Source organism: Janthinobacterium sp. 61, from assembly GCF_002846335.1.
Classification (GTDB): domain Bacteria; phylum Pseudomonadota; class Gammaproteobacteria; order Burkholderiales; family Burkholderiaceae_D; genus Janthinobacterium.
The window spans coordinates 2,866,397-2,880,518 of the sequence record NZ_PJMQ01000001.1 but is presented as its reverse complement, the minus strand read 5'-3'; the positions used below and the strand labels follow the sequence as shown (position 1 = coordinate 2,880,518).

Sequence of the window (14,122 nt, the reverse complement as noted above, 5' to 3'; positions counted from 1 at the left end):
CACACTCTTTGCTGCGTTGCGATAAAAATCTGGGAGAAATGTTAGAAATTTCTGACTGGAAACTAAAAGCCGACTAAAATTTGCCTTCAATCCATTGCGGGACACGCTGGCGCCTGCGGGTCGCGCGCTTGTCCGGTTACACAAGAAATCCTTCACATGACATATCGCTTGGTGCACCTGCTTGCGGGTTCCGCGCTGCTGTTCGCCGTCGGCGCCGCCGGCGCCTCCGTTTCCATGGAAGAAGCTGCTCCTGCGACGCAAGAGGACGGCGTGCCGCGCTTCGAGATCCGCCGCTTCGACGTCCAAGGCAATACCCTGCTCACGTCCGCGCAGGTGCAAGCCTTGCTGGCGCCCTATACGGGAGCTCAGCGCGATTTTTCCCACATTGCCCGTGCCGTCGAGGCGCTCGAGGGGGCTTACCGCGAACGTGGTTACAGCGCCGTGCAGGTGCAATTGCCCGAGCAGGAACTGGAGCGTGGCGTAGTGCGCCTGAGCGTGCAGCAAACGCCGCTGGGCAAGCTTGCCATCAGCGGCAATGCCCATGTCGACGAGGCCAACGTACGGCGCGCCTTGCCGTCCCTGCGCGAAGGCGAGACGCCGAACCTGCCGGCCCTGTCGCAAAGCCTGAAGCTGGCCAATGAAAACCCGGCGCGCAAGATCGAAGTACGCCTGCAGGCCGACGAGCCGGCGGGCGCCATCGACGCCTTTGTCACGGTGGCCGATGAAAAGCCCTGGAAAGCCATGCTCAATGTGGACAATACGGGCAGTGTGCAGACGGGCAAGACGCATGTGGGCGTGGTGCTGCAGCATGCCAACCTGTTCGGGCGCGATCATGTGGCCAGCCTGCAATACACGAGCAGCCTGGAAAAGCCGGACAAGGTGGGCGTGTATGGCGCCGGCTATCACTTGCCGCTGTATGCGCTGGGCGACTCGATGGATTTTTTCGCCAGCTATTCGAACGTCGATTCGGGCAGCATTTCGGCCGGTATTGTTGACCTTGCCGTCAGCGGCCAGGGCAGCATGGCCGGCATCCGTTACAACCAGAACTTTGCCCGCCGTGGCGATTTCGAACCCAAGCTTGTGTACGGCGTCGATTACAAGGCTTACCGCAACAGTGTGCAATTGTTCGGCATGCAGCTGGGCGCCGACGTCACCGTGCATCCGCTCAGCGTCAGCTACATCGGTGCCTGGTCGCTGCCCGCAGGCGAGACCAGCGTGGCGCTCACCTTCGCGCACAACATTCCCGGTGGCAAGCATGGCGCGCAAGCCGATTTCGACCGGGTGCGCGCGCATGCCAAGGCGGCCTACAGCACCGTGCGCCTGAGCGCAAGCACAGGACGTGTCCTGGCCGACGACTGGCAGTGGCGCGCGCTCGTCAACGCGCAAGTTACTCCGGACGCGCTGGTGCCGGGCGAGCAGTTCGGCGCCGGCGGCGCCGCCTCCGTGCGGGGTTTTGCGGAGCGCGAGGTATCGAATGATATGGGCGTCAACCTGAACCTGGAACTGTACACGCCGAACTGGTGCGGCCAGGCGCCCGGTTTCCAGTGCCGCGCACTGGCCTTTTATGACACGGCCGGCCTGCGCCGCAACCATGCGCTGCCTGGCGAAAGCGCTTCGCAAGGCATAGCCAGCGCCGGACTCGGCCTGCGTTTGCTGTTGAGCCGCTACGCCAATCTGCAACTCGATTACGCCCATGTCGTCAATGGCGGCGACACGGGACAGCGGGGCGCCAACCGCCTGCATTTCCGCCTCGCCTTGGCCTACTAGTATCAGGATGAACACCATGCACAACCATGTCCAGCACGCCTCCGTTTTCGTCCTGATGCCACCTCTGCGCCGCACGGCGCTGGCACTGTTGCTGGCCGGCTGCTTCGGCGCGGCGCAAGCCAACCCCGCATTGCCGCAGGTGGTCCATGGACAGGCGACGTTCAATCAACAGGGAAACATTTTCTCGATCACGAACACGCCCAACACCATCATCAACTGGCAGAGCTTTTCCATCCATGCGGGCGAAATCACGCGCTTCATCCAGCAAAATGGCAATAGCGCCGTGCTCAACCGCATCACGGGACAAGACCCCAGCAAGATCCTGGGCGCGCTCGAATCGAACGGCAAGGTCTTCCTGATCAACCCGAACGGCATCGTCTTCGGCCAGGGAGCAAAAGTGGACGTGAGCGGGCTGGTAGCGTCCAGCCTGGGCATGTCGAACGAGGATTTCCTGGCCGGCAGGCGCCAGTTTACGGCGGGCGGCGTGGCCGGCGGCGTCAGCAATGCGGGCACCATCCAAGCTGGCAAGGGCGGGCAAGTGCTGCTGATCGCGCCGAACGTGGAAAACACGGGCATCATCACGGCGCCGAATGGCGAAGTGATCCTGGCGGCCGGGCGCAGCGTGCAGCTGGCCGACCCCGGCAATCCGCAGTTGCGCGTGCTGGTCTCGGCGCCAAACGACCAGGCCCTGAACCTGGGGCAGATCATTGCCCAGGGCGGCAGCATAGGCATGGCCGGTGCGCTGGTCAGCCAGCGCGGCGTGCTCAATGCGAACAGCGCCGTCGTCGGTGAGCATGGCAAGATCGTCCTCAAGGCCAGCGGCAAGACGCTGCTCGAAGCGGGCAGCATCACCAGCGCCACGGGCGCGGCCGGCAAGGGCGGCGACATCGAGGTGCTGGGCGAACAGGTGGGCTTGCTGGGCAATGCGACAATCGACGCCAGCGGCGCCACGGGCGGCGGTACGGTCTTGCTGGGGGGCGATTACCAGGGCAAGAACGCGGCCGTGCAGAATGCGCGGCAGGTGCTCGTTGGCAAGGACGCCAGCGTGCATGCCGATGCCATCGACAGCGGCAACGGCGGCAAGGTCATCGCCTGGGGCAATGCATCGGCGCAGGTGCACGGCAGCCTTTCCGCGCGCGGCGGCGCGCTGGGCGGCGACGGCGGCTTCGTGGAAACCTCGGGCTATCACTTGGCGGTGGATGGCATCCGCGTCGATACGCGCGCGCGCGCGGGTAGCGGCAAGACGGGCGTCTGGATGCTCGATCCCTACGACATCGAAGTCGTACAGGGAACAGGGGGCAGCCTGAGCGATGTTGACGATTTCAACCAAGGCGCGTCAACGGGTAGTACGGTCATTGGAGCCAGCGTCATTGCCGGATCGACCAGCAATGTGACGTTGCAGGCCAAGCACCGCATCAACTTCAGCGGCATTGTGAGCATGGTCAATTCTGGTGTCGGACTAACTGCAACGGCGGGCGAGTCGATCAACGTGTATGCCCCCATCACGACCCAAGGCGGCGATGTGACCTTGTCGGCCAACGCTGTCAGCAGCGGCGGCGCCTACGGCCCGGGATCGAATGTCAATCTGGCCGCCACCATCAACAGTAACGGCGGCAACGTGTCGCTGTCGGGCGCCAGCGTGGCCGGCAGCGGCATAGTCAATGTAGGCAGTGGCAATTTGAGCCTGCTCGCGAATGCCGCGTCGGGCGGCATCACGCTGTCGGGCAGTGGCAATCAGTTGATCGGCAGCGGCGCCGCTGGTCAAAGCCTGGTCCTGCAGGCGGACAATATGAGTCTCGCAGGCGGCATCAATTTCGGTGGCGCTGGCGGCGGCGCGAAGGTGATCATCCAGCCCCTGAGCAGTTCGCGCATCATCGACCTGGGCACCAAATCGGATACGGCCCTGAGTTTGAACGCGCTTGAGGTGGCCGGCATTTCGGCATCGTCGCTGACCATCGGCGATGGCAGCAATACGGACGGCATCCGCATCTCGGGTGCGCTCAATACCGCAGGCGACCTGCACATCAACTCCGGTTCCACCATCATGGCCACGGGCGCCGTGACGGTGGGTGGCAGGTTTGTGCTGGACGGCGGCAGCTGGGTGCAAAACGCGGCGGCCCTGCCAGGATTTAGCGCCAGAAACTTTTCCATCGGCAGCGGCGCCAGTTTCCTGCGCGTGGCAGGCGGCGACGGCGTTTCTTCGCCGTATCTGCTCGCCGATATCTATGGTTTGCAAGGTGTCGCCAGCCTTGCCCTTGGCAACAGCTATCGTATGGCCGGCAATATCGATGCCAGCGGCACCGCAAACTGGAACAATGGCCAGGGATTTGTGCCGATTGGCAGCAGCGGCAGCGGCTTTTCCGGCATATTCGATGGTGGCGGATTTACGCTGCGCAATTTGAAAATCGACCGCAACCTGGCGCCCGGTTCTTCGGCAGGCCTGTTTGGCACCGTGCAGGGCGCTGCCTTGCGCAACCTGACCCTGAGCGGCGGCAGCGTCGCCGGCACGGCGAACGTAGGCGCGCTGGCGGGCAATGTTGTGAGCGGTACTATCGATGGCGTCAACAGCAGCATGGCCGTCAGCGGCCAGCGCAATGTCGGCGGCCTGGTGGGCAGCAACGGCGGCACCATCACACTGTCCGCCAGCAGCGGCATGGTCACCGGCGTGAATGCCGATGGCGGCGGCGCCATCGGCGGCCTGGTGGGGGGGAATGCGTCCGGCGCCAGCATTGCGACCTCGTACGCCACCGGTGTGGTGACGGGCGCGCGTGAAATGATCGGCGGTCTGGTGGGCAACAACCAGGGCGCGCTGAGCCAATCGTATGCCACCGGCAATGTCAGTGGCGCGCGCAGCATCGGTGGCCTGGTGGGCCTGAACGGCGGCAGTATCAATGATGCTTATGCCAGCGGCGCCGTGGGCCGGGCCGGCACTGCCGATTCCATCCTGGCCTGGGAAAACATGGGCGGGCTGGTCGGTGAAAGTACGGGCAGCGTCAGCCATGTCTTCAGCAGTGGCGCCGTGAATGGCGGCGGTTACGCGGCAGTCGGTGCTGTAGCCGGCCGCGTGGCTACCGGTTCCCCGTTCGGCTATGGTTTTTTCAATGCCGACACCTCATTGGTGCAAATCGATGGCGGTGGTTCCAGCGGCCGCAGCACGGCGCAGATGAAGCAGCAAGGCAGTTTCAACGACTACAATTTCAGCAGCGTGTGGCGCATCTACGAAGGCTATACGACGCCGATGCTGAAGGCTTTACTCAAGCAGCTGCAGGTGAATATCTCGGGCAACGCCGCTGGCAAGGTCTACGATGGGCAGCTGGCCGCCTTCCTCGGTTCGATCAGCTATGTGGGACTGCTCGACGGTGATACGGGTGTCAATGGCAGCCTCGGCTACGGCAGCGACGCGCGCAATGTGGGCAACTATGCAGCGACGGGACTGTGGTCGACCAAGTACGACATCACGATGGGCGGCATGACCACCTTGGCCATCACGCCGCGCGCGCTGACGGTAAGCTTGGGCGGCAATGGCAAGGTGTATGACGGCACGCTGGCTTACGACGGCGCCAGTTTTGTACTGGGTAACGTTGTGGCGGGCGATAACCTCAGCGTCAGCGGCAGCGCCGCCTTCCTCGACAAGAACGCGGGCAGCGGCAAGGCTGTGCATGCCAGCGGCCTGGTCCTGGACGGCAATGACCTCGGTAACTACAAGCTGGCCTCGAGCACGGTCGACGGCATAGCGGACATCAGGGCGCGCCAGCTGCACTATAGCGTCACGGGAGCGCAAAGCCGCGTCTACGATGGCAGCTTGCAAGCTGCCCTGACTGGGTATTTTGAAGGCATGGTGACGGGCGACCGGGTCAGCATGGCCGGTTTGCAGGGCCGCTTCCGTGACAAGAACGTGGGCAGCGGCAAGAGCGTCGACTACCAGCTGACGACGGGTCTCCTGACGGGCGCCGATGCGGGCAACTATGTGCTTGATGGAACGGCGGGCAGTACCACGGCCGATATCACGGCGCGCACCCTGAACGTGCGTTTCAATGGCATCAACAAGACGTATGACGGTACGACAGATGCGCAAGTCGGCTTTGGCGACGACCGCATTCATGGCGACGTCTTGACGGTGGCGGGCAATGCCGCGTTCGGCAACAAGAACGCGGGGTCTGGAAAAACCATCACAGTGACGAACGTGGCTGTGAGCGGTGGTGATGCGGGCAACTATGTGCTGGGCAATACTGCGGGCAGTACTACGGCCGATATCGACGCGCGCGCGCTGAACCTGTCCGGCGTTGGGGGCAACAAGGTCTACGATGGCACGTCGCTTGCGCAGCTGAGCCTGGGCGATGACCGTCTCGCTGGCGATAGCTTGACAGTCTCGGCCGTGGGCAGCTTTGCGGACAAGAACGTGGGCGCGGCCAAGGCCGTGCAGCTGAGCGGCGCGATACTGTCAGGCGCCGATGCGGGTAATTACTTCATCGTCTTGCCGACAGGCTTGCTGGCCAGCATTACGCCCGCCACCCTGAGCCTGGCAAGCCTGAACGCTGCCAACAAGGTGTATGACGGTACGACTTCCACGACGGTCAGCGCTTCGGTGAACGGCGTGCTGGGCCGGGATGAGGTCAGCCTGGTGGGCGGCAGCGGCAGCTTTGCCGACAAGAATGCGGGCACCGGCAAACTGGTGACGGCCAGCGGTTTCCGTCTGGCAGGCGCTGATGCGGGCAACTACACCTTGGAGACGACGGGTGCCACGACGCAGGCAACAATTGCGCAAAAACAATTGTCCACCTGGGTCGGCAGTGGCAACGGCTTGTGGAGCGATGCGGCCAACTGGGACGGCGGCGTGGTGCCGGAAGGCGCGAACGTGCTGGCTGTCGACTTTACCAACAGCAAGGGCATCGTCACCTATAGCGCGGCGGCCGGCAGCACCACCCTGAAAAACCTGACTTCCGCGACGGGCTTGCTGCTGACGGGCGGTAAGCTGACCCTCGGTGAAAGCGCGCTCGATCGCTCCGTGCTGAGCGGTCTGGCCGGCCTGGAAATCAACGGTGGTAGCTTGCTGCTGAACGGCAGCCTGTCGGCGGAGCGTTATGCGCAAGGCGGCGGTGTGCTGAGCGGTAATGGCAACTTGCTTGTCGCCAACAGCTTCAGCCAGGCGGCCGGCGCTATCGCACTGGCGGGCCAGCTGGCGATCACGCAAGCGGCTGGCGACTTGCGCTTCGCCAGCCTGGCGGCCAGCGATGTGCGTCTGAACGCCTTGAACGGCGCTATCGGCCAGGATGGTGCGCTGCTCGCCAGCAGCGTGACAGCGCAGGCGCAGAATGGCATCGTGCTGGGCAATGCGGGCAACCGGGTGGGCAGCTTTACGGCAAATAATAGTGCCGTTGGCGGGATCATGCTGAACAATACTTCGGCGCCCGGTAGCCTGGCGCTGGGCAAACTTGCCACTGGCGCCGGCAATATCGCCATCGACAACACGGGCGGCATCGCGGCCGGCGATATCAATGCGAATGGCGGCAACGTCACCTTGACGGCGCACAGCCCCGTCACCGTCAACGGCAAGATCCAGGGCAATGACATTGCGCTCAACGCCAGCACGGACGTGGTGCTGGGCGATGGCGCGCAACTGGCAGCGCTGCGCGACATCAGCCTGGTGGCGGGCCGCGACATCAGTGTTGGCGGCAAGGCCAGTGTTCTCGGCGGCGGCAATTTCAGCGCCAGCGCGGAAGGCTCTGTGCGCTTTGCGGACGCGGCCAGCTTCACCTTGCCGGCAGCGGCCAGCATGAGCGTGCTGGCGAAAACGGGCAGCATCACGGGTACGCAGGGCGTGCGCATCAATCGCCAGCGCGCCAACGTCAGCTTGCAGGCGCCGAAGGGCGCGGTGGCCATGCCGGACGTCATCTTCCTGCCCGGCACGACCATCGACCCGCCCGTCACCCCTCCCGTCGCCCCCCCCGTCATCAGCGCTGTCATCAGCGCTGCCATCAGCGACGCCTTGCGCATCATCAATCAGACCGACCGTATTAACGACCCGCTCCCCGCCAGGCAGTCAGCCAAGCCTGATGACAAGGTGCCGGACGACAAGAGTGTTGCCAGCGGCACAGGTAAATCAACAGGATACAAAGACAATGACTCTATTAAAAAAACCTATTGCAACTAAGGCCCTGTTGTGGCTGGCGTTGATGTGCCTGGGCGCGCACGCCTGGGCCGGACAGGTGGCGGGCACGGTGATGCAGTTGAGTGGTCCGTTGATGGCCAAGAAGGCGGATGGCAAGGTAAAAATCCTGGCCGTCAAGTCCGAGGTCGAGCAGGGCGACACCTTGCTGACGGAAAAAGAGACCTATGCATTGATCAAGTTGATCGACAATAGCGAAATCACCTTGAAGCCGAATACCAGTTTCGTGATCGAGCAATTCAGCTACGCGGCCGAGCAGCCTGATGACGACCACGCCATCTTCAGTTTGCTCAAGGGCGGTTTGCGTTCCGTCACGGGGCTGCTTGGCAAGCGCAACAAAGAGCGCTTCGAGATGAAGACGCCGGCCGCTACCATCGGCATCCGCGGCACGACGTTTGTTGCCAACTATGTTGCTCCCTCGGTACCGCCGCTGACATCGGCGCCGCCATCGGCAGGGCAAGGGTTGGCTCCCGGCCTGTATGTGCACGTGATCGATGGCCTGATTCAGGTGAGCAATCCTGCTGGCGCGCAAAGCTTTGCCCCCGGCCAGTTTGGCTTTACGCCCAACTTCAGGCAGCCGCCCGTGTTGCTGCCCGTCAATCCCGGCATGCCGTTCACGCTGCCACCGGCGTTCGTGGCGACATCGTCCGGCGCAAGTGCTGCCGCTGGCCCCGGCACACCTGCCACCATCGACTGCGTAGTACGCTAAGGTTTTCTTCAGGCAAAAATAGAGCTTGACCTTCCCATCATGGGATAGCAGATCCTGTCCTTATTCGTTAATTTTTCGTACAGGATCTGCCATGAATCAGACCGCACTCGCTCCCGCCAGTTCCAGTCCTTCCCCTCCCGCCGCCGCGCATGCACAGGCGCTGGCCATCGAAGGCATGAGTTGCGCCTCGTGCGTGGGCCGCGTGGAAAAGGCCCTGGTCGCCGTGCCCGGCGTGACCGAAGCCAGCGTCAATCTGGCCACCGAAGTGGCAAGGGTCACGTCCAGCACGCCGATTCCCCTGGCGACCTTGCAAGCGGCCGTGGAAAAAGCGGGCTATACGGTAGCGCAGCGCGAGATCGACCTGGGCATCGCCGGCATGACCTGCGCCTCATGCGTGGGCAGGGTGGAAAAAGCTTTGCTGAAAGTGCCGGGCGTGCTGGCCGCCAGTGTCAACCTGGCTACGGAAAGCGCGCGCATCAAGGTGACGGGCGGCTTGGAGGCAGGTATCCTGATCGCCGCCATCGACAAGGCCGGCTATGCCGCCACGGTTCCCGCCGCCAACCAGGCCAGCGCGCCTGCCGCCGTGCCCAAGCGCGATGGCATGAAAGTCGCGTTTGCGGCCGTGCTGGCTTTCCCCCTGATGCTGCCCATGCTGCTGGAATGGGCCGGCATCCATCTGATGCTGCCAGGCTGGCTGCAATTCGCCCTGGCCACGCCCGTACAATTCTATTTCGGTGCCCGCTTCTACCAGGCGGGCTGGAAGGCGGCCCGCGCCGGCAGCGGCAATATGGATTTGCTGGTGGCGCTGGGCACGAGCGCCGCGTATGGCTTGTCCGTCTACCAGTGGCTGACGGCGGGCGAGATCATGCCGCACCTGTACTTTGAAGCATCTGCCGTCGTCATCACCCTGGTGTTGCTGGGCAAATGGCTGGAAAGCCGCGCCAAGCGCCAGACGGCCTCGGCCATCCGCGCCTTGCAAGTCTTGCGTCCGGAATCGGCCCGCGTGCGTCGCGACGGTGTCGAAATCGACTTGCCCGTGGAGCAGGTGAAAGTGGGCGACCTGGTCGTCATCCGCCCTGGGGAACGGGTGGCCGTCGATGGCGTGGTGGTGGAAGGCGCCAGCCAGATCAACGAGTCGCTGATCACGGGAGAAAGCTTGCCGGTCGACAAGCACGTGGGCGACAAGGTCACGGGCGGCGCCATCAATGCCGATGGTTTGTTGCTGGTACGCACACAAGCCGTGGGTGGCGAGACGACCTTGTCGCGCATCATCCGCCTGGTGGAGGACGCGCAGGCGGCCAAGGCGCCCATCCAGCATCTGGTCGACAAGGTCAGCGCGATTTTTGTGCCCGTGGTGCTGCTGCTGGCGCTGCTGACCATGCTGGGCTGGTGGTTTGCGACCGGCGAGCTGGAAAATGCCATCATCAATGCCGTCGCCGTGCTGGTCATCGCCTGCCCATGCGCGCTGGGCCTGGCCACGCCGACGGCCATCATGGCCGGCACGGGCGTGGCTGCCCGTTACGGCATCCTCATCAAGGATGCGGAAGCGCTGGAAGTGGCGCACGCCGTCAATACCGTCGTGTTCGACAAGACGGGCACCTTGACCATCGGCAAACCAGCCCTGGCGGCCCTGCATGCGCATGGCATCGAGGACGCACGGCTGCTGCAACTGGCGGCCAGCATCCAGCGCGGCAGTGAACACAGCCTGGCTGCGGCCGTGCTCGATGCCGCGGCCGCCCGCCACATCGATCCCTTGACTGCCACGGCCCTGTCGGCCTTGCCGGGCCGCGGCCTGGCGGCCCATGTCGATGGCCTGGAATTGAAATTGGGCAGCACCCGGCTGATGCAGGAATTGCACGTGAACATGGCGCCTTTGGCGGCACAGGCCTTGTCCCTGGAAAACACGGGAAATACGATCTCGTGGCTGGCCTCGGGCACACAATTGCTGGGCCTGTTCGCCTTCAGCGACCAGGTCAAGCCGAATGCGCAGTCGGCCATTGCCCATCTGCACAGCCTGGGCATCCGCACGGTGATGTTGACCGGGGACAATCAAGGCAGCGCGGACGCCGTCGGCAAGCTGCTGGGCATCGACACGGTGGCGGCGAAAATGCTGCCGGCCGATAAAACCGCTAAAATCATGGCACTGAAAGGCGAGGGTGCCAAGGTGGCCATGGTAGGCGACGGCATCAATGATGCGCCCGCGCTGGCGGCCGCCGACGTGGGCATCGCCATGTCGACGGGCACGGATGTGGCCATGCATGCGGCCGGCATTACCCTGATGCGCGGCGATCCGGCCCTGGTGGCGGACGCCATCGATATCTCGCGCCGCACTTACAGCAAGATACGGCAGAATCTGTTCTGGGCATTCATTTATAACCTGATCGGCATTCCGCTGGCCGCCTTTGGCTTGCTCAACCCCATGGTGGCGGGCGCGGCGATGGCCTTCAGTTCGGTCAGCGTGATCAGCAATGCCCTGTTGCTGCGCCGCTGGAAAGCCCGCAGTCATTCAGCTAGCGCGCATACCAAGGAGCAATAAGGATGAATATCGGCCAGGCGGCAAGCGAAACGGGTGTATCGGCAAAAATGATACGCTACTATGAAAGCATTGCTTTATTGAAACCCAGTGCGCGCAGCGACGCTGGCTACCGTATCTACACGCCGAACGATTTGCACGCCTTGCGGTTTATTAAAAGGGGGCGGGGCTTGGGTTTTTCGCTGGAACAGATCCGCGAACTGCTGTCGCTGTGGCAAAACGACCAGCGTGCCAGCGCGGATGTGAAAGGCATCGCCCTGGCCCATGTCGCCGAGCTCAATAAGCGCATCGCCGAACTGACGGAAATGCGCGATACCCTGGCCCACCTGGCGCAATCGTGCCACGGCGATGACAAGCCCGATTGCCCCATCCTGCAAAGCCTGGGGCTGGTCGGTGAAACGGAAGCAAAAGCATGTTGCCATTGATGTAAATCAACGGAGGTGCGTATGGCGTATGAACTGTATTACTGGCCGACGATCCAGGGGCGCGGCGAATTTATCCGATTGGCCCTGGAAGAGGCGGGTGCCGACTACCGCGACATCGCCCGCTTGCCCGAGCGCAAGGGGCAGGGCATGGCGGCCATGCTGGCCTGCCTCGATGGCGACAGTACGCCACATGCCGCCTACGCGCCGCCCGTGCTGCGCGATGGCGACTTGCTGATCGGCCAGACCACGAATATTCTGCTGTACCTGGGCCGGCGCCTGGGCCTGGCGCCGCGCGCGGAAAGTGGTCGCCTGTGGCTGAACCAGTTGCAACTGACAATGGCCGACTGGCTGACAGAAGTGCACGACACGCACCATCCGCTATCGATGAATCAGTATTATGACGAGCAGAAACAGGCTGCCCTGCAGCGCAGTACCGATTTCCGCGCCACGCGTTTGCCCAAATTCCTCGATTATTTCACCCAGGTCTTGCTGAACAATCGCAGCCGTGGCCATTATCTGGTGGGCGCAAGGCTCAGCTATGGCGACCTGTCGCTGTTCCAGATGCTGGCTGGCCTGCGCTATGCGTTTCCGCAAGCCATGGAGCGCCTGGCACCCCGGTACGCCGCACTCTTCGCGCTGCACGACGCCGTGGCGGCGCGGCCGAACATTGCCCGCTACCTTAAGTCGAAGCGCAGAATTGCATTCAATGAGGAAGGCATCTTCCGTCACTACCCGGAACTGGACGGGTAAACAAGACAGCCGGCGCGAAGGCCGGCTGTCTTGTTGCTGACACTGCTGTTACTGCGCGCTGGTGACGGGGTAGCCCGCCTCCACGATGGCGGCGCTGATGGCGCCCAGTTCGGCAGGCGATTCCACCGTCACGCGCTTGCTGGCCAGGTCGATCTGCACCTGTGCGGCGGGATCGATGCCTTGCACCGCTTTCGTGACCGAGCCGACGCAATGGCCGCAGCTCATGTTTTCAACTTGTAACTGATACATGGCAAGCACTCCTTGAATGATTAAGTGCACCCACTGTAAGCCTTCCCCCGATGGTAAGGTCAAGGGGAAAGCTGGCGTGTGGATCAATTCAGCATGAAGTCGACAGCTTGCATGGGCGGCGGCACATTCTCATCCTGCACGGATTCGCGCAAGCTGATTTCGATGGCGCGGCACATGGCCGACAGGGGCAGGTCGTTGGCATCTTCGCCGAACGGTTCCTCGATCTCGTCGCCCAGGGCATCGAGGCCAAAGAAGGTATAGGCGACGATGGCGACGACGAAGGGCGTCATGAAGCCCAGCGAGTCGACCAGGCCGAAGGGCAGCAGGAAACAGTACAGATAAGCCGTGCGGTGCAGCAGCAGCGAATACGAGAAGGGAATCGGCGTGCTGCGGATGCGTTCGCACGAGGCGCCCGCCGCTACCATGGCCGAGACCGTGTTATCGATCTGCGTGGCGAGGATGGTGTCGATACGCCCCTGCCGGATGCAGTCGGCAAGGTCGTGGCCCATCTGCAACATCAGGTAGTCGGACGGGTTCGCCGCCTTGCAGGCCGCCTCCCATTCTGCTGGATGCAGCAGCGGCTGCAAGTCGGCCGGTCCACGCGTGTCGCGCAGCTGGTGGCGCAGGGCGTGGCAAAAGGCGATGGTGCGGTAAATCATGCGCACGCGCACATCTTGGAGACCCAGCCTGGCGTGGGCTGGCGTATCGCTGCGTATCATGGTCTGGCACTGGCGCGAGAAATTACGGCTGCGCAATACCAGTTCGCCCCATAGCTTGCGTGCTTCCCAGTAACGGTCGTAGGCGGCCGTATTGCGAAAGCCAAGGAAGATGGCCAGCGGCAAGCCGATCAGGGTAAACGGGATGGTGGTGAGGATGACCTTGTGATCGAACAGGGTACCGTGGCACCAGGTGACAATGGTGGCAATCAGGGTGTTGACGATGAGGGTAGTGCGGATGCGGGGCAGGACAGAGCCGCGCACCACCAGAAACAAGCGCAGCGCCGATGGACGCTCGCGCACGATCATGCCGTGCTCCCTGTTCGTGGCTGGGCCTGCGTGGAAAGGCGCGCCCGGTGATCGATAAGGGAGGAAAGACAGCGTGGCAAATGCCGGGAACAAAAAGCCCGCGATGTATGCGGGCTGAGCAGGGTGAGCATGGGAAACAATGTAGGGGAGACGGCTTGAGTATAGGCCGCCGTTGCGCTCCCGGCCAATTCAAAATGATAATGGCCATTATTCATTTCATGAATGAATATTTCATCTGTAAGTGTATGTGTGAATTTCAGCGCTTCGGCTTATGTCATTGCCTGTTGCTGTTTCAATGTCGCGCTGTTTATATCGCTGTTACGCAACCAGCGCGTATGCTGCTTGTGGCCCGGCCAACTGCAGTTCGGCACAGTGTCCACTTCGGCGCCGCCGCAGTGGCAGCAGTCCCGGGCGCACGTGCCAGGCACGGCGAACACATTTCTGGGCTATGCGTGACGCTGGCAGCGACGGATTGCCCACATGGCCAGGTGCTTGCCG

Annotated in this window: 8 protein-coding genes; 6 read left to right on the top strand and 2 right to left on the bottom strand. The window is 63.0% G+C overall.

All coding sequences use genetic code 11. From position 1 onward, the window contains the following. Positions 1–156 precede the first annotated feature (156 nt). The 6 genes from CLU92_RS13200 to CLU92_RS13175 all read left to right on the top strand — a co-directional run bounded on the left by CLU92_RS13200 (position 157) and on the right by CLU92_RS13175 (position 12,350). On the top strand, positions 157–1,767 hold the full coding sequence (locus CLU92_RS13200) for a ShlB/FhaC/HecB family hemolysin secretion/activation protein (RefSeq protein WP_101482254.1): 1,611 nt from the start codon (positions 157–159) through the stop codon (positions 1,765–1,767). A gap of 16 nt (positions 1,768–1,783) precedes the next feature. After that, a complete protein-coding gene (locus CLU92_RS27805) occupies positions 1,784–7,918 on the top strand; it encodes a YDG domain-containing protein (protein WP_180338514.1) in 6,135 nt (2,044 codons plus the stop codon). Then, on the top strand, positions 7,887–8,642 hold the full coding sequence (locus CLU92_RS13190; protein ID WP_257561081.1) for a FecR family protein: 756 nt from the start codon (positions 7,887–7,889) through the stop codon (positions 8,640–8,642). Before CLU92_RS27805 ends, CLU92_RS13190 begins: the two co-directional genes overlap by 32 nt. A 91-nt stretch (positions 8,643–8,733) precedes the next feature. Then, the gene (locus CLU92_RS13185; protein ID WP_101482253.1) at positions 8,734–11,178 is read left to right on the top strand and encodes a heavy metal translocating P-type ATPase; all 2,445 of its coding nucleotides are present in this window, start codon (positions 8,734–8,736) and stop codon (positions 11,176–11,178) included. A 2-nt stretch (positions 11,179–11,180) separates the two neighbouring features. Further along, a complete protein-coding gene (cueR, locus tag CLU92_RS13180) occupies positions 11,181–11,600 on the top strand; it encodes a Cu(I)-responsive transcriptional regulator (protein WP_101482252.1) in 420 nt (139 codons plus the stop codon). Positions 11,601–11,621: 21 nt separating this feature from the next. Next, a complete protein-coding gene (locus CLU92_RS13175; protein WP_180338513.1) occupies positions 11,622–12,350 on the top strand; it encodes a glutathione S-transferase in 729 nt (242 codons plus the stop codon). A gap of 48 nt (positions 12,351–12,398) precedes the next feature. On the opposite strand, the gene CLU92_RS13170 is transcribed toward CLU92_RS13175, so the two are convergent. Beyond that, positions 12,399–12,599, bottom strand: coding sequence for a heavy-metal-associated domain-containing protein (locus tag CLU92_RS13170; protein WP_101482250.1), 201 nt, complete (start codon positions 12,597–12,599; stop codon positions 12,399–12,401). A gap of 83 nt (positions 12,600–12,682) precedes the next feature. Next, the gene (locus CLU92_RS13165) at positions 12,683–13,624 is read right to left on the bottom strand and encodes a bestrophin family protein (RefSeq protein WP_101482249.1); all 942 of its coding nucleotides are present in this window, start codon (positions 13,622–13,624) and stop codon (positions 12,683–12,685) included. Positions 13,625–14,122 lie beyond the last annotated feature (498 nt).

Excerpts from the sequence above, each read along its gene's own strand:
- CLU92_RS13200 (WP_101482254.1), top strand. The coding sequence starts at position 157 with ATGACATATCGCTTGGTGCACCTGCTTGCGGGTTCCGCGCTGCTGTTC.
- CLU92_RS27805 (WP_180338514.1), top strand. The coding sequence starts at position 1,784 with ATGCACAACCATGTCCAGCACGCCTCCGTTTTCGTCCTGATGCCACCT.
- CLU92_RS13190 (WP_257561081.1), top strand. The coding sequence starts at position 7,887 with ATGACTCTATTAAAAAAACCTATTGCAACTAAGGCCCTGTTGTGGCTG.
- CLU92_RS13185 (WP_101482253.1), top strand. The coding sequence starts at position 8,734 with ATGAATCAGACCGCACTCGCTCCCGCCAGTTCCAGTCCTTCCCCTCCC.
- cueR (WP_101482252.1), top strand. The coding sequence starts at position 11,181 with ATGAATATCGGCCAGGCGGCAAGCGAAACGGGTGTATCGGCAAAAATG.
- CLU92_RS13175 (WP_180338513.1), top strand. The coding sequence starts at position 11,622 with ATGGCGTATGAACTGTATTACTGGCCGACGATCCAGGGGCGCGGCGAA.
- CLU92_RS13170 (WP_101482250.1), bottom strand. The coding sequence starts at position 12,599 with ATGTATCAGTTACAAGTTGAAAACATGAGCTGCGGCCATTGCGTCGGC.
- CLU92_RS13165 (WP_101482249.1), bottom strand. The coding sequence starts at position 13,624 with ATGATCGTGCGCGAGCGTCCATCGGCGCTGCGCTTGTTTCTGGTGGTG.